The 22,675-nt window shown below is 43.1% G+C and carries 20 protein-coding genes; all 20 read left to right on the top strand.

Translation table 11 applies throughout. The features are described from left to right. Nucleotides 1-12: 12 nt before the first annotated feature. Complete coding sequence (locus tag H513_RS0105355) at nt 13-1,713, top strand: proline--tRNA ligase (protein WP_026799811.1); 1,701 nt, start codon at nt 13-15, stop codon at nt 1,711-1,713. Nucleotides 1,714-1,781: 68 nt separating this feature from the next. Further along, a complete protein-coding gene (locus H513_RS0105360; RefSeq protein ID WP_036769280.1) occupies nt 1,782-6,080 on the top strand; it encodes a PolC-type DNA polymerase III in 4,299 nt (1,432 codons plus the stop codon). A gap of 217 nt (nt 6,081-6,297) precedes the next feature. Further along, entirely contained in the window at nt 6,298-6,759 is a 462-nt protein-coding gene (rimP, locus tag H513_RS0105365) for a ribosome maturation factor RimP (protein WP_026799813.1), read from the top strand. Nucleotides 6,760-6,773: 14 nt separating this feature from the next. Next, nucleotides 6,774-7,904, top strand: a complete 1,131-nt coding sequence (nusA, locus tag H513_RS0105370) for a transcription termination factor NusA (RefSeq protein WP_026799814.1) — start codon at nt 6,774-6,776, stop codon at nt 7,902-7,904. Nucleotides 7,905-7,916: 12 nt separating this feature from the next. Next, a complete protein-coding gene (gene rnpM / locus H513_RS0105375; RefSeq protein ID WP_026799815.1) occupies nt 7,917-8,195 on the top strand; it encodes an RNase P modulator RnpM in 279 nt (92 codons plus the stop codon). Beyond that, nucleotides 8,188-8,487, top strand: coding sequence for a YlxQ family RNA-binding protein (locus H513_RS0105380; RefSeq protein WP_026799816.1), 300 nt, complete (start codon nt 8,188-8,190; stop codon nt 8,485-8,487). Before rnpM ends, H513_RS0105380 begins: the two co-directional genes overlap by 8 nt. 20 nt (nt 8,488-8,507) lie before the next feature. Beyond that, nucleotides 8,508-10,568: a translation initiation factor IF-2 gene (infB, locus tag H513_RS0105385; protein ID WP_026799817.1), complete on the top strand. Its 2,061-nt coding sequence runs from the start codon at nt 8,508-8,510 to the stop codon at nt 10,566-10,568. After that, on the top strand, nt 10,565-10,843 hold the full coding sequence (locus H513_RS0105390) for a DUF503 domain-containing protein (RefSeq protein WP_026799818.1): 279 nt from the start codon (nt 10,565-10,567) through the stop codon (nt 10,841-10,843). Before infB ends, H513_RS0105390 begins: the two co-directional genes overlap by 4 nt. Nucleotides 10,844-10,873: 30 nt before the next feature. Continuing rightward, nucleotides 10,874-11,227 (top strand): 30S ribosome-binding factor RbfA, encoded by a 354-nt coding sequence (rbfA, locus tag H513_RS0105395; RefSeq protein ID WP_026799819.1) that lies wholly within the window; start codon nt 10,874-10,876, stop codon nt 11,225-11,227. A 215-nt stretch (nt 11,228-11,442) separates the two neighbouring features. Beyond that, nucleotides 11,443-12,357 (top strand): tRNA pseudouridine(55) synthase TruB, encoded by a 915-nt coding sequence (truB, locus tag H513_RS0105400; protein ID WP_026799820.1) that lies wholly within the window; start codon nt 11,443-11,445, stop codon nt 12,355-12,357. A 23-nt stretch (nt 12,358-12,380) separates the two neighbouring features. Further along, entirely contained in the window at nt 12,381-13,316 is a 936-nt protein-coding gene (gene ribF / locus H513_RS19635; protein WP_036769273.1) for a bifunctional riboflavin kinase/FAD synthetase, read from the top strand. A gap of 135 nt (nt 13,317-13,451) precedes the next feature. Further along, the gene (gene rpsO / locus H513_RS0105410; protein WP_026799821.1) at nt 13,452-13,721 is read left to right on the top strand and encodes a 30S ribosomal protein S15; all 270 of its coding nucleotides are present in this window, start codon (nt 13,452-13,454) and stop codon (nt 13,719-13,721) included. 113 nt (nt 13,722-13,834) lie between these two features. Next, on the top strand, nt 13,835-15,955 hold the full coding sequence (gene pnp / locus H513_RS0105415; RefSeq protein ID WP_026799822.1) for a polyribonucleotide nucleotidyltransferase: 2,121 nt from the start codon (nt 13,835-13,837) through the stop codon (nt 15,953-15,955). A 113-nt stretch (nt 15,956-16,068) separates the two neighbouring features. After that, the gene (locus H513_RS0105420) at nt 16,069-17,025 is read left to right on the top strand and encodes a polysaccharide deacetylase family protein (protein WP_026799823.1); all 957 of its coding nucleotides are present in this window, start codon (nt 16,069-16,071) and stop codon (nt 17,023-17,025) included. 34 nt (nt 17,026-17,059) lie between these two features. Further along, nucleotides 17,060-18,280, top strand: a complete 1,221-nt coding sequence (locus tag H513_RS0105425; RefSeq protein ID WP_026799824.1) for a M16 family metallopeptidase — start codon at nt 17,060-17,062, stop codon at nt 18,278-18,280. A 112-nt stretch (nt 18,281-18,392) separates the two neighbouring features. Beyond that, nucleotides 18,393-18,638: a YlmC/YmxH family sporulation protein gene (locus H513_RS0105430; protein WP_026799825.1), complete on the top strand. Its 246-nt coding sequence runs from the start codon at nt 18,393-18,395 to the stop codon at nt 18,636-18,638. 125 nt (nt 18,639-18,763) lie between these two features. Then, nucleotides 18,764-19,672 (top strand): dipicolinic acid synthetase subunit A, encoded by a 909-nt coding sequence (gene dpaA, locus H513_RS0105435; protein WP_026799826.1) that lies wholly within the window; start codon nt 18,764-18,766, stop codon nt 19,670-19,672. Continuing rightward, nucleotides 19,659-20,243: a dipicolinate synthase subunit B gene (gene dpaB / locus H513_RS0105440; RefSeq protein WP_026799827.1), complete on the top strand. Its 585-nt coding sequence runs from the start codon at nt 19,659-19,661 to the stop codon at nt 20,241-20,243. Before dpaA ends, dpaB begins: the two co-directional genes overlap by 14 nt. Before the next feature lie 117 nt (nt 20,244-20,360). After that, nucleotides 20,361-21,422: an aspartate-semialdehyde dehydrogenase gene (asd, locus tag H513_RS0105445; RefSeq protein ID WP_026799828.1), complete on the top strand. Its 1,062-nt coding sequence runs from the start codon at nt 20,361-20,363 to the stop codon at nt 21,420-21,422. A gap of 16 nt (nt 21,423-21,438) precedes the next feature. After that, on the top strand, nt 21,439-22,659 hold the full coding sequence (dapG, locus tag H513_RS0105450; RefSeq protein ID WP_026799829.1) for an aspartate kinase: 1,221 nt from the start codon (nt 21,439-21,441) through the stop codon (nt 22,657-22,659). Nucleotides 22,660-22,675: the final 16 nt, after the last annotated feature.

The raw sequence follows: 22,675 nt of genomic DNA on the forward strand, positions 1-22,675 counted from the left end.
AGGTGCTTATGGATGAAACAGAGTGAAATGCTGTTACCAACATTACGTGAAAATCCTGCAGATGCAGATATTAAGAGTCATCAGTTACTAGTACGTGCAGGTTTCATCCGTCAAGTCGCATCTGGCATCTACTCTTACCTTCCTGTTGGACAACGTGTCCTTCGAAAAGTAGAACAGATTGTACGCGAGGAGATGGAGAAAGCAGGTTCGATGGAAATGATTATGCCTGCTCTACAACCATCTGAACTATGGAAAGAAACAGGGCGTTGGAATAATTTCGGACCTGAACTGATGCGAATCCATGACCGTCATGGTCGAGAATTTGCAATGGGTGCTACTCATGAAGAAGTCGTTACAGGGCTAATTCGTGACACGGTCAATACGTACAAGCGCCTACCCCTTAATGTGTATCAAATTCAAACGAAATTCCGTGATGAGAAGCGACCTCGCTTCGGGTTGTTGCGTGGACGTGAATTCCTAATGAAGGATGCGTACACGTTCCACGATTCTTATGAAAGCTTAGATGTTGCTTACGATAGAATGTTTACTGCCTATCAGAATATCTTTAGCCGTCTAGGATTAAACTTCCGTGCGGTTATTGCGGATTCCGGTGCCATGGGTGGTAAAGATACACACGAATTTATGGTTCTCTCAGAAGTTGGTGAAGATACAATTGCTTATTCCGATGAGAGCAGTTATGCGGCGAACATTGAAATGGCTCCAGTTGTAGCGACGTATGAGAAACAGAATGAAGAGCCGAAAGAGAAACAAAAAGTAGAAACGAAAGATATGAAGACGATGGAGCAAGTCGCGGATTATCTTGGTCATACAGTAGAAGAGGGCATCAAGTCGTTGATGTTCAAAGTTGATGAGAAGCTTGTGCTTGTCCTTACACGCGGCGATCATGAAGTGAACGATGTGAAGCTTAAGAACTTATACGATGCTTCTTACATTGACTTGGCAACAGAAGAAGAGACACGTGCTGCGATGAATGCGGGCTTTGGTTCGCTTGGTCCAATTGATGTTCCAGAGAATGTTGAAATTGTAGCGGACAACGCTGTACAAGCGTTAGTAAATGCTTCTTGTGGAGCGAATGAAGACGGCTATCACTACATCAACGTCACGCCTCATGTAGACTTTGAAGTGAGTCAGTTTGCAGACCTTCGCTTTATTGAAGAAGGAGACCCATCTCCAGACGGCAAAGGCACGATTGTATTTGCTAAAGGAATTGAAGTAGGACATGTATTTAAACTAGGTGAATTCTATGCAGACAAGATGGGCGCTAAATTCCTAGATGAGAACGGGAAAGCAAAAACGATGGTAATGGGCTGTTACGGCATCGGTATTTCACGAACACTCGCATCTATTGTAGAACAATATCATGATGAGTCAGGAATTACTTGGCCTAAACAGATTGCCCCGTATCAAGTTCATTTGCTATCATTAAATGTGAAGAAAGAAGAGCAAAAAGAGCTTGCAGATTCCATTTATCATACACTTGTAGCAGCTGGTGTTGAAGTTCTTTATGATGACCGTAAAGAACGAGCTGGTGTGAAATTCACTGATAGTGATTTAGTCGGAATTCCACTACGAATTACAGTAGGGAAGCGTGCTTCAGAAGGTGTTGTAGAATTTAAAGAACGCCTGACTGGAGAACAAGACGAAATCCACCAAGAAGAATTATTAAATCGAATTAACGCCTTTTATAAATAGGCTTCCTAATTAGGTACCTTCTGACAGGAGGTACCTATCTTTTGCTTTAAACCGGGGAGGAAATTAGCATGGCAAACCTGTCACAAAAAGAAAAAATGAGCGTGTTACTTGAACAGATTAATATGCCGGTAGAAGTAGTCGAGAACTATTTCAGCGAAAGTTACCTGACACGTCTTGTAGTAAACAAAGTAACGAAAGAATGGATCTTTCAATTTCACATTGAGACCATCTTACCCCCAGATGTGTATCAACTCTTCTCATCCAAACTGATGGAAGCATTTCGTCATTTAGCAACCGTTCGCTGGTCTATCACGACAACCGATAAAACGTTGTCTGATGAGCAGATAGGTGATTATTGGCAGCATTTTGTTCAATCAATTCCTGACCTGTCACCGGCGTATAAAGGGGTGCTCTATGAGCAAGTACCAGAGGTGGATGGAGGTAAACTTCACATCTATGCGCGGAACGGAGCTGAATCAGAAGCATTGAAGAAGAGGCTAACAGAGCCTTTCCAACAATTCTGTACAATGGTGGGTGCTTCTCAATATGCGTTAACGATTAGCGTTCGTTCATCAGAAGAAGACTTGAAGAAGTTTAGAGAACAGCGTTCAGAAGAAGACCGCACACTTGTACAGAAAGCCATTCATGATAAAGAGCAGAAATCAAAAGATGATGAAGAAGTGTTACACGAAGGACCACTACTTCTTGGGTATAACATTAAGGAAGCCCCTGAACAAATGGAGACCATACAAGAAGAAGAGAATCGTATGGTTATTCAAGGTCATATCTTTGATGTAGAAGTACGTGAATTACGCTCTGGCCGTAGCCTCTTGATCATTAAAATGACTGATTACACCGATTCACTTTCTGTGAAGATGTTCTCCCGTGGAGATGAAGACGTGGAGAAGTTCGGTCGTGTGAAGAAGGGCATGTGGGTGAAAGCGAAAGGAAAGATTCAAACCGATAACTTCACGAACGAGTTAACGATGATGGCAAGCGACTTAAACGAAGTGAAGCCTGTGAAGCGTATGGACCAAGCGGCTGAAGGAGAAAAGCGTGTTGAGCTCCATGCACACACCGCTATGAGCCAGATGGATGCGACTGTATCTGCTTCGAGGCTAATTCAACAAGCGGCTGATTGGGGCCATAAGGCAATTGCCATTACTGACCACGGTGTTGTACAAGCCTATCCAGAAGCTTATAGCGCAGGTCAAAAGCACGGTGTGAAAGTGCTCTACGGGATTGAGGCGAACATTGTAGATGATGGTGTGCCGATTGCCTATTCAGAGCAAGACCGCAATCTTGCGACAGACGAATATGTTGTCTTTGACGTTGAGACAACAGGTCTTTCCGCAGTTTATGACACCATTATTGAGCTTGCAGCAGTTAAGGTTCGAGAAGGAGAGATTGTTGACCGCTTTGAATCCTTTGCAAACCCCCACGAGCCATTGTCAGATACGACAACGGAGTTAACAGGTATTACAGACGACATGGTGAAAGATGCACCAGAAGTAGAGCAAGTGATTGAGGATTTCTACCAATGGATGGGTGATTCTATACTAGTCGCCCACAACGCAAGCTTTGATATGGGCTTCTTGAACGCAGGACTTGAGAAGATAGGCCGCGAGCATGCGAAGAACCCGGTCATTGATACACTTGAGCTAGCACGTCTCTTATTACCAAATTTGAAGAATCACCGACTCAATACGCTTTGTAAACAATTCGACATTGAGTTAACCCAGCACCACCGTGCAATTTATGATGCTGAGGCAACTGGATATTTAATGTGGAAGCTTGTGAAAGAAGCTGCGAAGAAAAAAGAGATCCATAATCATAATGAGCTTAATAAATACATGGGCGAAGGCAATGCTTATCAACGAGCGCGTCCATTCCATGCCATTCTGCTTGCACAAACGCAAGAAGGCTTGAAAAATATTTATAAGCTTGTTTCTATGGCTCATGTGAACTATTTCTATCGTGTGCCTCGTATCCCAAGGTCTCAGTTGAACAAGCTGCGTGAAGGCGTTCTTGTAGGCTCTGGATGTGACAAAGGTGAAGTCTTTGAAGCCATGATGCAGAAATCAAAGGACGAAGCGGCACGAGTGGCTCAATTCTATGACTACATTGAAATTCAGCCACCATCAAATTACTATCACCTGATTGAGAAGGAACTCGTGCGAAATGAAGCACATTTATATGATATATTAAAGAATCTTGTAGACATGGCTGATGAATTAGGAAAGCCAGCGGTAGCAACAGGAAATACGCACTACATTGACCCTCATGAGAAAATGTACCGGAAAATTCTCGTTGCTTCTCAAAGCGGAAATCCATTGAATCGACAGACACAGCCAGACGTACATTTTAAAACGACACCAGAGATGATTGAATCGTTCAAGTTTCTCGGAGTCGATAAAGCGAAAGAAGTCGTTGTTGCGAACACACAAAAAGTCGCAGACATGGTCGATGATGTGAAGCCGGTGAAAGATGATTTATATACTCCGAACATTGAAGGGGCTAACGACGAAATTCGTCAAATGAGTTACGACCGAGCAAAGAGTATCTATGGTGAACCTGTTCCAGAGATCGTAACGAAGCGATTAGAGAAAGAGCTTGAGAGTATCATTGGGAACGGATTTGCCGTTATTTATTTAATCTCACAGAAGATTGTTAAGAAATCCTTAGACGATGGGTATCTTGTAGGTTCGAGGGGGTCCGTTGGTTCCTCGCTCGTTGCGACGATGACGGAGATTACAGAGGTAAACCCTCTTCCGCCACATTACGTTTGTCCACAGTGTCAGAAGTCTGAATTCTTCACAGATGGTTCTGTAAGTTCAGGTTACGACTTACCTGAGAAAGATTGTCCTGATTGTAACGTTCCATATGTGAAAGACGGACAGGACATTCCGTTTGAAACGTTCCTTGGATTTAAAGGTGACAAAGTTCCGGATATTGACTTGAACTTCTCTGGGGAGTATCAGCCACGTGCGCACAACTATACGAAAGTTCTATTCGGAGAAGAGAATGTCTATCGTGCCGGTACGATTGGTACAGTAGCTGAGAAGACGGCCTTTGGCTATGTGAAAGGCTACGCTGGAGACCATGACCTTCACTTTAAGAATGCCGAAGTAGAACGTCTTGTCCAAGGGTGTACCGGAGTGAAGCGAACAACAGGACAACACCCAGGTGGAATCATTGTTGTTCCAGATGATCAAGAGATTTACGATTTTACGCCAATCCAATATCCGGCGGATGATAAAACGTCTGAATGGATGACGACGCATTTTGACTTCCACTCTATTCACGATAACTTGTTAAAGTTAGATATTCTTGGGCACGATGACCCAACTGTTATCCGTATGTTGCAAGATTTGAGTGGCATTGATCCGAAGACTATCCCGACAGATGACCCTGAGGTTATGAAGATTTTCAGTGGACCAGAAGTGCTTGGCGTCGCACCTGAAGACATTATGTGTAAGACAGGCACGCTCGGTGTACCTGAGTTTGGTACGCGATTTGTAAGGCAGATGCTAGAAGATACAAAGCCATCAACCTTCTCTGAACTTGTCATTATTTCAGGCCTTTCCCACGGTACGGATGTATGGCTAGGAAATGCCGACCAGCTTATTAATGATGGAATTTGTACCATATCTGAAGTAATCGGATGTCGTGATGACATCATGGTTTATCTCATGCATAAAGGACTTGATCCTTCTATGGCTTTCACCATTATGGAGTTTGTTCGTAAAGGTCGCGGGTTGAAGGATGAATGGATTGAAGAGATGAAGAAGCATGGTGTGCCGGACTGGTACATTGAGTCTTGTAAGAAGATTAAATACATGTTCCCGAAAGCACACGCAGCTGCCTATGTTCTTATGGCTGTAAGGATTGCATACTTCAAAGTTCACTATCCAATTTACTTCTACGCAGCATATAACACCGTACGTGCGAGTGATTTCGACATTGATACGATGGTGAAAGGGAAAGATGCGATTGGAAAGCGTATCGAAGAGATTACTCAAAAAGGGCTAGATGCTACACCGAAAGAAAAGAGTTTACTCACCGTGTTGGAATTGGCACTTGAGATGACTGCGAGAGGGTACAAGTTCCAATCTGTTGATTTGTATCGCTCGAAAGCTTCTGAATTTATCGTCGAGGGCGACACGCTCATTCCTCCATTCAATTCGATTGATGGCCTAGGTACGAACGCGGCTATTAACATCGTGAATGCACGAGAGAATGGGGAGTTCTTGTCGAAAGAAGACTTGCGTGAACGGAGTCGTATTTCAAAGACCGTACTCGAATATTTAGACAATCACGGATGCTTAGAAGGTCTTCCGGACCAGAACCAGTTATCCTTGTTCTAATACACGGCTTGCCATTCATGCTGATGTATGGTATATTTCAAGAGGTATGACATAAGATACGACTAGACTTAAAGAGTGGGGTAACCCACTCTTTCGTATTACTTACTACCTTTGTTTTTGATGTTATTCCCTGCTGACTTGCCAGCAGGGAATTTTTGACGTCAAAATATACAGAGTATTACAGTAAAGGAGGGAGCTCAAATTGGGTAATCCTGATATGAAGCAGATAACAGAAAGGCTCGTGCAGCCAATTGTAGATGACATGAACCTTGAACTCGTAGATGTGGAGTTTACACAGGAAGGGAAGAATTGGTTCCTGCGTGTCTACGTAGACAAGGAAGGTGGCATTGACATCGAAGAGTGCGGCCAGGTCAGTGAGCAACTTAGTGAGAAACTAGATGAGGAAGATCCCATTACCTTCCCTTACTTTTTAGAAGTAGCATCACCAGGAGCTGAGCGTCCTTTAACTAAGAAAGAAGATTTCGAACAACATGTGGGACACCAGGTTCATGTGAAGCTCTATAATAAGATTGATGACGAAAAAGAATTTGAAGGGAAGCTTATTTCCTTCGAAAACGATACCGCTTCAATTGAAATCAAAGTAAAAACGAGAAAGAAAACAGTTGAGGTTCCATACGAGAATATCGCCAAAGCTCGACTAGCAGTTAGTTTTAATTAAAGGGGGCCACTACGGTGAGTAGCGAGCTATTTGACGCAATTGATTATTTAGAGAAAGAAAAAGGCATTAACAAAGAAGTGCTCATGGAAGCACTTGAAGCTGCCTTAATCTCTGCTTATAAGAAAAACTTTAAATCAGCTACAAATGTACGCGTTGATTTAGATGAAAAATCCGGTGGCATGTACGTTTACGCTCGTAAACAGATTGTTGAGGAAGTGCTTGATCCTCAACAGGAAATGTCCATTGACGAAGCAAAGAAAATCGATCCAAACTACGACATTGATGACGTACTTGAGATTGAAGTAACACCGAAAGATTTCGGTCGTATTGCAGCACAAGCGGCTAAGCAAGTCGTCACACAGCGTGTTCGTGAGGCGGAGCGAGGTGTAATCTTTAGTGAGTATGTTGACCGTGAAGATGATGTCATGACTGGCATTATTCAACGTAAGGATGCTCGTTTTACTTACATTAATTTAGGTAAAGTAGAAGCACGTCTTCCAGTTGCAGAACAAATGCCAACAGAAGAATATCACGTGCATGACCGCATTAAAGTGTATGTGACTAAAGTTGAGAACTCAAACAAGGGTCCTCATATCTACGTGTCCCGTACACACCCAGGTCTATTGAAGCGTCTCTTTGAGATGGAGGTTCCTGAAATTTACGACGGCACAGTTGAAATTACTTCTGTTGCTCGTGAAGCGGGAGACCGCTCTAAGATTTCTGTATACGCTCCAGACCCTGAGATTGATCCAGTAGGTTCTTGTGTAGGTCAGCGCGGTGGTCGTGTACAAGCAATTGTAAACGAATTAAAAGGCGAGAAAATTGATATTGTTCAATGGTCTGAAGACCCAGTTGTATACGTATCAAATGCCCTTAGCCCTGCTAAAGTATTGAAAGTACTTGTAGAGGAAGAGGACAAAGCAACAACTGTGATTGTTCCTGACTATCAACTCTCTCTTGCCATCGGTAAGCGCGGTCAAAACGCACGTCTAGCTGCGAAATTGACTGGTTGGAAGATTGACATTAAGAGTGAAACAGAAGCTCGTGAAGAAGGCCTGCTTGCTCAAGATGAAGAAATTAACGAAGAAGACATTGTAGAAGATTCCTTCTACTCTGCGATTGAAGATAATCCTTTCCATGACTAAGGAGGTATGAGCATGAGTACTTCCAAGAAGCAGCCACTACGTAAGTGTGTGGTAACGAAAGAAATGTTTCCAAAGAAGAGCCTCATTCGCGTAGTACGAAACAAAGAAGGGGAAGTCTTCGTAGATGAAACCGGGAAGAAGAATGGACGCGGAGCGTATGTTTCAAAAGATGAAGGGGTCATCGAAACAGCGCGCACAAAGAACATTCTCTCAACCCATTTAAATGCGAAAGTAGACAGCTCTCTATACGATGAGCTACTGTCTATAGTTAAGGGGAACAAGAGTGAATAGTCCTTATTTAAATGTGTTAGGCATCGCAGCCCGTGCACGGAAACTTACGTTCGGGGAAGATGCAATTGTGCGTGATATTCAACAAAAACGAGCCTACTTGGTTTTGTTAGCGAACGATACAGGAAAAAACACTAAGAAGAAGCTAATGGACAAATGTCAATCTTATGGAGTGCCGATTCGTGAAGTCGATGACCGCGACACGTTATCCAATGCGATTGGTAAAACCGGTAGAGTAGCAGTAGCTATTACAGATCGTGGTTTCGCATCTAAAATCACATCTATGCTCGATTGAATCTATTCGGGGGTGATGGAATGGCAAAAATGCGTGTGTACGAATATGCCAAAGAGCGAAACGTTTCCAGTAAAGAAGTGTTGACGAAGCTTGGGGAGTTGAAGATCGAAGTGACGAACCATATGTCTACACTTACAGACGAAACGAAAAAGAACTTAGATAAAGTATTCGCACCATCCAAAGACGAGACATCAAAGCCAAAGGCGAATAAAACTAAAACTACTAAAAAGGGTGACCACGTGAGAAAAGGTAAACAGAACAACCAGAATCAGAAGCGGAATCAAAATCAAGGAGGACAACGACCTCAACGTCAGCAAAAGCCAACACCTGAAAAGATTACATTCAGTGGGTCTTTAACAGTTGCAGAATTAGCAGAAAAGCTGAATAAAGATTCTTCTGAGATCATTAAGAAATTAATGTCTTTAGGTGTTATGGCAACGAAAAACCAAGACCTCGATGCAGACTCAATTGAGCTTATCTGCGGAGAGTTTAATGTTGAGGTTGAAGAAGAGGTTGTCGTTGATGAAACAGACCTAGATGTGTACATTAACGAAGAGGATGCACCTGAAAACCTTCAGATTCGTCCTTCAGTTGTGACAATCATGGGACACGTTGACCATGGTAAAACGACTCTTCTAGACACAATTCGTAAAACGAAAGTGACAGAAGGGGAAGCTGGCGGTATTACGCAGCATATCGGGGCTTACCAAGTTGAAGAAAACGGTAAACCTATTACATTCCTTGATACTCCAGGCCACGCTGCCTTTACTAGCATGCGTTCCCGTGGGGCTCAAGTTACAGATATCGCAATCATCGTCGTTGCGGCGGATGATGGTGTTATGCCACAAACTGTTGAAGCGATTAACCACGCGAAAGCAGCCGAGGTACCAATCATTGTCGCTGTAAACAAAATGGATAAAGAAGGCGCTAACCCGGACCGAGTGAAGCAAGAGCTTATGGAATATGAACTTGTTCCAGAAGAATTCGGTGGGGAGACAATCTTCGTACACCTTTCTGCTGTTAAAGGGGAAGGCATCGACGACCTACTTGAAATGATTGTATTGGTTAGCGAAGTAGAAGAATTTAAAGCCAACCCGAACCGTGCCGCTACAGGTACTGTAATCGAGGCGCAACTTGACAAAGGGCGTGGCTCTGTCGCTACCCTTCTTGTTCAGAACGGGACATTAAACGTAGGGGATTCCCTCGTAGTTGGAAACACATTTGGTCGCGTTCGTGCCATGGTTAACGACATCGGCCGTCGCGTGAAGACTGCTCCACCTAGCACACCAGTAGAAATCACTGGCTTGAGTGATGTTCCTGAAGCGGGCGACCGTTTCGTTGTGTTTGAAGACGAGAAGAAAGCTCGTTCTGTAGGGGAAGCACGTCAACAACGCAAGATTGTAGAGAATCGTGGAGATAATACTAAAGTAAGCCTTGATGATCTGTTTGAACAGATTAAGCAAGGGGAAATGAAAGAAATTAATGTCATCATTAAAGCAGACGTACAAGGTTCTGCAGAAGCGTTGGCGTCCTCTCTACAGCAAATTGATGTAGAAGGCGTTAAAGTGAAAATTATTCACAAAGGCGCTGGTGCTGTAACAGAATCAGACGTAATCCTTGCGTCAGCATCTAATGCGATTGTTGTTGGATTCAACGTACGTCCAGAGCCAAATGCGAAGCGTACAGCTGAAACTGAGAAGGTAGACATTCGTCTTCACCGTATCATTTATAAAGTTATGGAAGAGATTGAAGCTGCTATGAAAGGAATGCTTGACCCAGAATTCGAAGAGAAAGTAATTGGTCAAGCAGAAGTCCGTGAAACGTTTAAAGTTTCTAAAGTCGGTACGATTGCAGGTAGCTATGTAATCGATGGTAAAATCACGCGTAACTCTTCTATCCGTCTAATTCGTGATGGCGTTGTTCAAACTGAAGGTGAGATTGACGCGCTAAAACGTTATAAAGATGACGTAAAAGAAGTAGACAAAGGCTATGAGTGTGGAATTACGATTAAGAACTTTAATGACATTAAAGAAGGCGACATCATTGAAGCTTATGTCATGGAAGAAATTAAACGCACATGATTGGCTCTTTAGAAGTGGAATGTATCATCTATGATGCCCACTCTTTAAAGGAGAAGCGCTCGGTAATTAAACGAGTGCTTGTCCGAGCAAGCCAGGAATATAACGTTGCTGTCAGTGAACTGGATTACCAGGACCTCTGGCAGCGAACGTTATTAGGATTCGTCACGATCTCTAGTAGTAAGGTTAGTGCTGAGAAAGAATTAAACCGTGTGTTAGCTTTTCTTGACTCTTTCCCTGAAATTGAAGTGACGACGAATTCCTTTACTTGGCTTTAAACACTGTCCTTAAGATTGAGGTGAACACACATGAGTGACTTACGTGCAAATCGTGTCGGAGAGCAAATGAAGAAAGAGCTTGGAGACATTATTAGCCGAAAGATTAAAGACCCACGCGTTGGGTTCGTTACCGTAACAGATGTTAGTGTATCTGGTGACTTACAACAAGCTAAAGTCTATATCTCTGTACTTGGAGATGAGAATAAGACACAAGAGACGTTAGTTGGTTTAGCGAAGGCGAAAGGGTTCATCCGTTCTGAAATTGGGAAGCGAATCCGTCTTCGTAAGACGCCTGAGATTACATTTGAATTTGATGAAGCGATTGAGTATGGTAACCGTATTGAAACGATTATCAATGACTTGAACGACTCATCTGATTCGTAATCTGGTGTCGTGTTCAATGAGCGTTTAGAAGTCTTAACGTAGAACAAGACTGAAACCTCATTTTCTAAAACCCCAGCATACAAAAGTTAGTGGAACAGATAGGATAGGCACCTTTGTCTATCCTTTTTCTATGAGTTATGAATACAACAGCAGTTCCTAGTAACAAGACGAAATAAAGACAGGCAACCAATCATCCATGAACAGGAGGCACTAGCATGCATGGTATATTGCCATTATGGAAACCAAAAGGCATGACCTCTCACGACTGTGTCAATCGTTTAAGACGCATACTTGGCACGAAAAAAGTCGGTCACACTGGAACGCTTGACCCAGATGTAGAAGGGGTATTGCCTATGTGTATAGGGATGGCAACTAAATTGGCATCCTATGTGACTGAATCAGCAAAGACGTATGAGGCAGAAGTCTATCTCGGGAAAGCAACTGAAACAGAAGATCGTGAAGGAGCTGTAATCGAAGAAGCTCAAGTGTCAACTGAGTTAACCATCGAACATGTACGAAACGTACTCGATGAATTTACTGGTCCTATTACGCAAATTCCTCCACTTTACTCTGCGGTACGTGTGAACGGAAAGCGTCTCTATGAATATGCTCGTGAAGGAATTGAAGTAGAACGCCCAGCGCGTGAAGTCACCATTAGTTCTATTGAATTGATGGAAGAGAGACTTTCTTATACAGACGACGGAGGGGTTACATTCCCGATTCGAATAACATGCTCTAAAGGGACATACATACGCACGTTATGTGTAGACATTGGAAGAGCGCTTGGTTATCCAGCTCATATGTCGAACTTGGTTCGAACAGCCTCAGGTTCCTTTGTTCAAGAAGAAGCGCTGACATTTGATGCGATTGAACGGTTCGCTGAATTAGGTGAAGTAGAACGGCATCTTGAGCCCCTTGAGAGAGGGATGCGTCACTACAGTCGTGTGACCGTCAAACCAGATCATGAAGAGAAAGTTTACCACGGTTCTGTCTTTCCAGTTCCAAAACAGTTGCCGAAGACGAATCCGTTTTGTATGATGAGTGAGGATGGACGTATGCTTGCTATTTATCAAATCCATCCGACGAAACCGAATTTAATTAAGCCCGTTCGTGTATTTCAATACGAGTAGAACGGATAAAGTAGGTGAAGGCTGTGGAAACAATAACACTTCAATACCCCCATAACTTGCAAAGAGAGAACCTTCCTGAAACGGTGCTTGCAGTCGGTTATTTTGATGGGGTCCATAAAGGTCACCAGAAAGTCATTCAGACTGCGATTGAACAAGCACGATTGGAAGGCAAGGAAAGTGCGGTTATGACATTCGATCCACACCCTTCCATAGTTTTAAAGCGGAAAGAACAACATGTTCAGCTCATTACTCCTTTGAACGAAAAGGTTCGCTTGTTGAAAGAGCTCGGTGTCGATCGTGTGTACGTCGTAACCTTTAACGAAGACTTAGCAGCACTGCTGCCTCAAGAATTTGTCGATCACTTTTTCATTGGTTTACATGTGACACATGTCGTTGCAGGATTTGATTTCTCCTATGGACGCATGGGGAAAGGGAATATGGAAACCTTGCCATTTCACTCCCGTGAACAATTGCAGCAAACGACAGTCCAGAAGGTGATGAGTGACGAAGAGAAAATCAGCTCTTCCCTTATTCGTTATCACCTTAAAGAAGGCGACATCTCTTACGTGAAAGACCTCCTTGGTCGTCCGTATACGAATCGCGGTGTTGTCGTAAAGGGTGACCAACGTGGACGGACAATTGGATTCCCTACAGCGAATATAGATGTACACAAGGATTATTTAATTCCTAAAGTAGGCGTTTATGCAGTACGTATTCATATAGGAGACAAGATCTACAATGGGATGGCGAACGTCGGTTATAAGCCTACCTTCTATGAAGACGAAAAAAAGCTCTCTGTAGAGGTTTATATTTTCGATTTTCAGGGAGACTTATACGGGGAAGAGCTAAGTGTAGAATGGCATGCCTTTATTCGTAATGAAACAAAATTCAATGGGGTAGAGCAACTTGTTCAACAATTAAAGGCAGACGAACGTGAGATTCGTAACTTTTTTGAGTAGATTCGACATAACCCCTTGCAATTTATGAGTAAAACATGTATTCTATAAAACGTATGACAACCATTGCTTGGCAAGTTGAGGTCACCGACGCTTGCTCGGGAATTGGGGATTCTAAAATTTTAGGAGGTGAATAGGATGGCTATCACTAAAGAACGCAAGAATGAAATCATCAGTGAGTTCAAACAGCACGATAATGACACTGGTTCTCCAGAGGTTCAAATCGCTGTCCTAACTGAACAGATTACAAAACTTAACGAGCACTTACGCACTCATAAGCAAGACCACCATTCTCGTCGTGGTTTGCTAAAAATGGTAGGTAAACGTCGTAACCTTTTAAACTACCTACGTAACAATGATATCACTCGTTACCGTGATGTTATTCAAAAACTAGGATTACGTCGTTAAGTATGAAAAAAGCGGGAGTATTTCCCGCTTTTTCTATACCTTAATTTATACATAAGATGACTCTTATGCTTTTATAACTATCTCATTATTGACTGAGAGGAGTACAAGTAATCATGGCAGAAGAAAAACATGTTTTCTCCATTGATATAGCCGGACGTACCTTAAACGTTGAGTTTGGCGAATTAGCTAAACAAGCTAACGGTGCGGTCATGGTAAGCTACGGAGACACTTCCGTACTATCTACGGCTACAGGATCTAAAGAACCAAAAGATTTACCATTCTTCCCATTAACGGTCAACTATGAAGAACGTTTATACGCAGTTGGGAAAATTCCTGGAGGCTTCATTAAACGTGAGGGTCGCCCAAGTGAGAAGGCAGTTCTAGCTTCTCGTTTAATCGACCGTCCAATTCGTCCACTATTCCCGGACGGCTATCGTAATGATGTTCAGGTCGTAAGTACTGTAATGAGCGTTGATCAAGACTGTTCTTCTGAAATGGCTGCAATGCTAGGTTCTTCATTAGCACTTACAGTTTCAGATATTCCGTTCCAAGAACCGATTGCTGGTGTGATTGTCGGTCGCGTTGACGGCGAATTCGTAATCAACCCAACTATCGAACAGCAAGAGAAGAGTGACATCAACTTGACGGTTGCTGGTACGAAAGATGCCATTAACATGGTAGAAGCTGGTGCGGACGAAGTGCCGGAAGAAACAATGCTAGAAGCAATCATGTACGGTCACGAAGAAATTAAACGTCTTGTTCAGTTCCAAGAGGAGATTCGTGCTCAAATTGGTGTTGAGAAGATGGAAGTCACACTATTCCAACCTGAAGCTGACCTTGTCGAAGAAGTAGAAGGGAAAGCAAAGGACGCGCTTGTGAAAGCCATTCAGACGGAAGAGAAGCACGCACGTGATGAAGCGATTTCTGAAGTGAAAAACGAAGTGATTGCCTCTTATGAAGAAGCAGAAACAGATGAAGAGACACTTAAGAAAGTAAAAGATGTACTCGATAAGATCGTTAAAGGTGAAGTTCGTCGCCTTATTACGAAAGAGAAAGTACGTCCTGATGGCCGTAAGCCAGATGAGATTCGTTCACTTTCTTCTCGTGTAGGCGTGTTGCCTCGTACCCACGGTTCTGGATTGTTCACACGTGGACAAACTCAAGCATTGAGTGTATGTACACTAGGTGCCTTAGGGGATGTTCAAATTCTTGATGGTCTAGACCTAGAAGAATCAAAACGATTCATGCACCACTATAACTTCCCACCATTTAGTGTTGGTGAGACAGGTCGTATGGGTGCACCAGGTCGTCGTGAGATTGGACATGGAGCTTTAGGTGAACGCGCTCTTGAAGCGGTAGCACCAAGTGAGAAAGATTTCCCTTACACTATTCGTCTTGTTTCAGAAGTACTCGAATCAAATGGTTCTACTTCACAAGCTAGTATTTGTGCAAGTACACTCGCTATGATGGACGCTGGGGTTCCAATTAAAGCACCTGTTGCAGGTATCGCAATGGGACTTGTGAAGTCTGGTGATGACTACACCGTACTAACGGATATTCAAGGCATGGAAGATGCTTTAGGCGATATGGACTTTAAAGTAGCCGGAACAGCAGCAGGAGTTACGGCACTTCAAATGGACATTAAGATTGACGGACTTTCCCGTGAGATTCTTGAAGAGGCACTTACACAAGCTAAGAAAGGTCGTATGGACATCCTTGAGAGTATGATGGCGACGATTCAGGAACCTCGTGAAGAGCTTTCTACGTACGCTCCGAAGATTCTTACTATGGCAATTAAGCCAGACAAGATTCGTGATGTCATTGGACCAAGCGGTAAGCAAATCAACAAGATTATTGAAGAGACAGGCGTCAAGATTGATATTGAACAAGACGGTACTGTGTTTATTTCTTCTACAGATGCCTCAAGCAACGAAGTAGCCAAGAAGATTATTGAAGACCTTGTTCGTGAAGTGGAAGTAGGTCAAATGTATCTTGGTACAGTGAAACGAATCGAAAAGTTTGGTGCATTCGTTGAGCTATTCAAAGGAAAAGAAGGACTTGTCCACATTTCCGAAATGGCTGAAGAGCGCATTGGCAAAGTGAGCGATGTCGTTTCAGTTGGTGATGAGATTCTAGTCAAGGTTAAAGAAATTGATAACCAAGGCCGCGTGAACCTTTCAAGAAAAGAAGTATTGAAAGAACAACAAAGTAAAGAAGAATCCTCCCAACAATAGAAGAAGAAACTGGTCCCGCCAGTTTCTTTTTTTTTGCCCTTCTATATCCAAATTCTTCCCGTTCTACCTTGTCCCACCTATGCATAGTGATGTAGTGAGGGGGGATTTAAGTTTTGAGAAGAACCATTGTACACATCGCGCTGTTTGCTGTCTTAGTGTTCATTTCCTACGAAATGTTTGAAAACCCATTCTCACAACAATACATAGCATCGATTAAACAATCTACTATAGCCGTACAAGGGGAGAATGACCCTCTTTACAAAGAAATTGAAGAACGAGCAGCAGATTATGAACGGCCTGCTTTGGACGCTTCTATTGACTCGGTGTGGAAGAAGACACCGGGTATTAACGGCCGTAAAGTCAACATTGAGAAATCCTATCAAAAGATGAAGAAAAGTGGGGAGTTCAGCGAAGACCTGCTTGTCTATGATGTTGTTAAGCCTAAGGTCCATTTAGAAGAGTTAAGCGCTTCGCCAATTTATAGGGGGAATCCTGAGAAAGAGATGGTTTCATTCTTAATTAATGTTTCGTGGGGAGAAGAACACATTCCAACCATATTGGAAACGTTAAAGGAGCATGAGGTGAAAGCCACGTTCTTCGTGGAAGGAAAATGGGCGAACAAACACGTGAATCTGGTCAAAATGATTGGAGAAGAAGGTCATGTCATTGGAAATCATGCGTATAATCATCCAGATATGAATACATTGACGAATGAGGAGATACGCTATCAAATAGAAGAAACGAATAAAATCTTGAAGGCCATCATTGGAAAGTCACCTCTATACTTTGCTCCTCCAAGTGGCAGTTATAACAATCAAGTTGTGCAGATAGCTGACGAACTGGGCATGGAAACAATTCTGTGGACGGTGGATACCGTGGATTGGAAGAAACCTACGACAGATGTGATGGTGAACCGAGTGCTCTCAAAGATTCATAACGGGGCGACGATTCTCATGCATCCTACACCTCCCGTGGCGAACGGCTTAGATGTACTGATTCGTGAGATTAAAGAGAAAGAGTATAAAATCGGCACCGTTCCATCCTTGTTGAAAGAAGAGCGGAACGACTAATAGTTGCCGACAACGGAAAGTAGGAGGACTTGATTTGGTTAAAACATATACGTGCTCAAACGGATTGCGAATCGTTATGGAAGAAATTCCAACGGTTCGATCAGTGACAATCGGTTTATGGGTGTTAGCAGGCTCGCGTAATGAGACGAAAGAGAACAATGGTATTTCTCATTTCATTGAACATATGTTCTTTAAAGGTACGAAGAAGCGTTCTGCGAAAGATATCGCAGAGGCCTTTGATTCAATTGGTGGCCAAGTTAATGCATTCACATCGAAAGAATACACTTGTTACTACGCTAAAGTACTAGACCATCATCGAGACACAGCGCTTGATGTGTTATCAGACATGTTCTTTCATTCAACCTTTGACCCTGAAGAGATGGAACGAGAGAAGAAAGTTGTACTTGAAGAGATAAATATGGCAGAAGACACACCTGATGATATTGTACATGACTTACTTGCGAAAGCTACTTATGGGAATCACCCGTTAGGTTACCCAATTCTTGGGACAGAGGAGACGCTTCGCTCCTTTACGAAAGAACACATACAAGCTTATATGGAAGAAAACTACACGCCAGAGAATATCGTAATTTCAGTTGCTGGGAATGTAAGTGATGCGTTTATCTCTCAAATCGAGCAGATCTTCGGCTCTTATACAACGGGCAAGAAGCAATCTTCACTGATTCTTCCATCTTTCCAAGGTGAACATATTGCTCGTAAGAAAGATACAGAGCAAGCTCACTTGACTCTTGGGTACAACGGTGTATCTCTACACCATGAAGACATATTTAGCTTGGTTGTCTTCAATAACGTACTAGGAGGGAGCATGAGTTCAAGACTGTTCCAAGAAGTTCGTGAACAGCGAGGACTTGCGTATTCGGTGTTCTCCTATCATAGCTCCCACATTGACAGTGGCTTATTGACCATTTACGGAGGAACAGGGAAAAACTACTTAACCGAACTCAAAGATACAATTGAAGAGACGGTGCAACAGCTTGTTCGTAATGGGTTAAGTGACAAAGAATTAACCAATAGTAAGGAACAACTTAAAGGCAACATACTATTGAGTCTTGAAAGTACAAATAGTCGAATGAGTCGTAATGGGAAGAACGAATTGTTACTTCGTAGACATCGCTCACTGGATGAACTGATTGAACAAATTGATGGGGTAAATCACACAACGATTGATCGCATTGTTAAAGATGTGTTCACCAATGAGCCGGCATCAGCGCTTATTTCACCTGAAAACACATAATAGATGAAGGGGAGGTCTAGATGGCCTTCCCTTTTTTTGTGTAGAAAGAGGTGTTTCCTTTACATAGCCATTCTTCTAGAGTCATAGCATATAAAGAGAAGGAGGTTGGCGGATGAGGTTCCGGGATTTAAGTGGGAAAGAGATTGTCGATGTTCGTCATGGTGCCCGTCTAGGTGTTCTTGGTCAAACGGATTTAGAGATTGATCCAGAAACAGGACGAATCCACTCGTTTCATATTCCGAACTATAAGTGGTTTGGAATGAAGAAAGAAGGAGAATCGGTGCAATTGCACTGGAAAGATATAAAGACAATTGGAGAAGACATGATCATTGTTGAACCCAATGACTCAAGCAACTAAACAGCCTAATGCAGGCTGTTTTTTTTATGTTCTTATAAGCTTTGCATGGTCATTCACCTTTCCCCTCTCGCGACATACGATAACAGAGAATCAAGACATTTAGCGGTTGAGAGGTGACGACATACATGCTGACAGGATATACGATTGCCATCATTGGTGGGGATGCTCGACAATTAGAAGTGATTCGTCGATTAAGCGAATGGGATGCAAGTTTGTATCTCGTTGGGTTTGACCAATTAGACCACGGCTTTACAGGTGCAAAGCAAGTTGAGCTAGATGACATTGAACCAGATCAGCTTGATGCGATTGTGCTTCCGGTACCTGGGACGAATCTTGAAGGCCACGTAGACACCATCTTCTCAAATCAAACAGTGCAGCTCACAGAAGAATGGGTCGGGAAAACGAAGGAACAGTGTGTTCTATTCACAGGAATTACAAATGATTATTTAACGAAGTTATCTAATGAACAAAAGCGTAAGCTCATCCCTTTATTCGACCGTAATGATGTAGCTATTTATAATTCTATTCCTACAGTAGAGGGCACAATTATGATGGCTATTCAACATACAGATTACACCATTCACTCCTCTAAGGTGATTGTACTTGGCTTAGGGAGAGTTGGAATGAGTGTTGCTCGTTCGTTTCATGCTTTAGGAGCTGATGTCTCAGTAGGTGCTCGGCAGACTGAAGACCTAGCACGTGTATATGAGATGGGGCTGAAACCATTTCCTCTTCATAGCCTTAAGGATGCTGTAGCCGATTGTGATATGGTCATTAACACCATTCCAGCACAGGTTGTAACAGCAGCGGTCATTCAACATATGCCTTCCCATACACTTATACTTGATCTCGCTTCAAAGCCTGGTGGAACAGATTTCCGTTATGCAGAGAAACGAGGCATTAAGGCATTGCTTGCGCCTGGATTGCCAGGGATTGTTGCTCCGAAGACTGCGGGAAATATCTTGGCGACAGTAGTTTCACAGATATTAATTGAGGAAATAGGAGAAAGGGGTTCTCAACATGTGGGAGAATAAAACGATTGGATTTGGATTGACTGGATCACATTGCACATACGCTGATGTCTTCCCTCAAGTGCAAGAGTTTATCGATTTAGGCGCAACCGTCGTTCCTGTTGTATCGTATACAGTACAGAAGACGGATACTCGCTTTGGGGATGCAACGGAGCACCTTCTGAAGCTTGAAGAAATTACAGGAGAGAAACTAATTACAACGATTCCAGATGCAGAACCACTTGGACCGAAACGTCCCCTTGACTGCATGATTATAGCACCGTTAACGGGAAATTCTATGAGTAAAATGGCGAATGCGTTAACAGATTCACCGGTACTCATGGCTGCTAAAGCAACATTAAGAAACCAGAAACCTGTGGTGGTCGGAATATCTACAAACGACGCTCTTGGGTTAAATGGTGTGAATTTAATGCGTCTCATGGCCACAAAGAATATCTTCTTCGTTCCATATGGTCAAGATGACCCAGTCAAAAAACCAAATTCAATGGTTGCTGATATGTCATTACTCACACGGACAGTTGAAGCGGCTTTAGAATATAAGCAAGTGCAACCTGTCATCATAGAAAGAACTTAGTAAGTACGATGTTTCTCTATATCCTGTATGAAGCGATTATGATACAATGAGGTTTACTAATTTTACATTGTGAACCGTCCCATAACAAGGACGACAGGAAGAGAGGAGAAATCGATTATGGCAGATACGAACCTATACCATGTAGCCGTAGTAGGCGCCACAGGAGCCGTAGGTCAAAAAATTATAGAAACACTAGAGGATAGAGACTTTCCTATAGAAAAGTTAACGCTACTTTCTTCAAGTCGTTCAGCAGGAGCAAAGGTCTCTTATAAGGGTGAGGAGTTAACTGTTGAAGAAGCGACTCCAGATAGCTTTGAGGGAATTGATCTTGCACTCTTTTCTGCAGGTGGATCTGTGTCGAAGCAGCTAGCACCTGAAGCTGTTAAACGTGGTGCAGTTGTTGTAGACAACACTAGCGCTTATCGTATGGATGAAGAGGTCCCTCTCGTCGTACCTGAGGTGAACGAATCAGATATTAGAAGTCATAAAGGTATAATTGCAAATCCGAACTGCTCGACGATTCAAATGGTGGCTGCACTTCAGCCATTACGTGAAGCGTACGGATTATCTCGTGTACTCGTTTCCACGTATCAAGCTGTATCAGGGGCTGGGAATGAAGCAGTCGATGAGCTTCGTGAACAATCAAAGCAAATGCTTGAAGGAAATAATGAAGTTGAAGCTTCCGTACTTCCTGTAAAAGGGGATGAGAAGCATTTTCCAATTGCCTTTAACGCACTTCCGCAAATCGATAAGTTCGAAGACAATGGCTATACATTCGAAGAAATGAAAATGATTAATGAAACGAAGAAAATTATGCACATGGCGGAACTACCTGTATCTGCAACGTGTGTCCGTCTACCATTCTTTACATCCCATGCAGAAAGTGTTTATATAGAGGTGGAACAAGATGGACTCACTGTTGAAGATCTACACGGTCAATTAAACGACGCACCAGGGATTACTCTAATGGATGACCCAGCAAGTCAAACCTATCCGACTCCATTAGACGCAGAAGGAAAGCGTGATGTATTTGTTGGTCGCGTACGTAAAGACCCAGATCACGACCGTGGCTTCCATCTATGGGTTGTATCTGACAATCTATTAAAGGGCGCTGCATGGAACACGGTTCAGATTGCAGAAAGCCTCGTCCAACATCAATGGTTACAAATAGAACAATAAGGTTTGAGGTGTCAACATGAATATACTCGTCCAAAAATTTGGGGGAACGTCCGTCCGTAATGAGGAGGGACGCTCCCTTGCTATCCAACATATCCAAAAGGCAAAGAATGAGGGGTATAAGCTTGTCGTGGTCGTTTCGGCAATGGGCCGAAGCGGAGACCCCTATGCAACGGATACGCTCTTAAATTTAATTGATTATCCGAACCATGGTGTCTCAAACCGCGAACAAGACCTTCTCGTCTCTTGTGGGGAAGTCATCTCAAGCGTGGTGTTCTCGAATGAGTTGAACCAAGCGGGACTTCGTTCGATTGCATTAACTGGCGCTCAGGCGGGCTTTGTCACAAATGATGATTTCACCCAAGCGAAGATCAAAGCCATGAAGACAGACCGAATCTTGTCTGAACTAACTCATCATGATGTCGTGGTCGTGGCTGGCTTCCAAGGACAAACGGAATCTCTTGAAACAACGACGATTGGTCGTGGGGGAAGTGATACTTCCGCGGCGGCGTTAGGTGCTTCTCTTCAAGCTGATTATGTGGATATATTTACGGACGTTGAAGGGATAATGACTGCTGACCCGCGTATCGTAGAATCTGCTCGTCCACTGTCTGTGATGACATATAATGAAATCGTTAATCTAGCTTACCAAGGAGCAAAGGTTATTCACCCAAGAGCGGTTGAAATTGCCATGCAGGCGAAAGTGCCTATTCGAGTTCGTTCAACTTATAGCGAAGAGTATGGCACACTTGTTACTCAGACTAGAAGTAACGAGCACGGCCAAGATATCCCGGACCGTTTCGTCACAGGGATTGCACATATGTCTGGAATAGCTCAAATAAAAGTGACCGCGAAAGAAGAGCCATATCAACTGCAGACGGATGTGTTTAAGTCTATGGCTGAAGCGGGAATATCTGTTGACTTCATCAATATCTCTCCGTCTGGTGTTATTTATACGATTCCAGAAGTCGCAGTAGAGAAAGCGAAATCTATCCTATCAGGACTTGGATATGAGCCGGAGATTACGTATGGATGTGCGAAGGTCTCTACCGTAGGAGCAGGCATTACCGGTGTACCCGGCATCGCCTCGAAGATTGTCGGCACACTTACAGCAGCAGGGGTAAACATTTTGCAATCAGCAGATTCACATACGACCATATGGGTACTCGTGAAAGATGAAGACCTTGTGAAAGCAGTCAATGCCCTTCACCACACCTTCGAACTCGACTTAAAGGAATAACGGAAGGAGCAGATTT

Source organism: Pontibacillus halophilus JSM 076056 = DSM 19796 (assembly GCF_000425205.1).
GTDB lineage: Bacteria > Bacillota > Bacilli > Bacillales > BH030062 > Pontibacillus_A > Pontibacillus_A halophilus.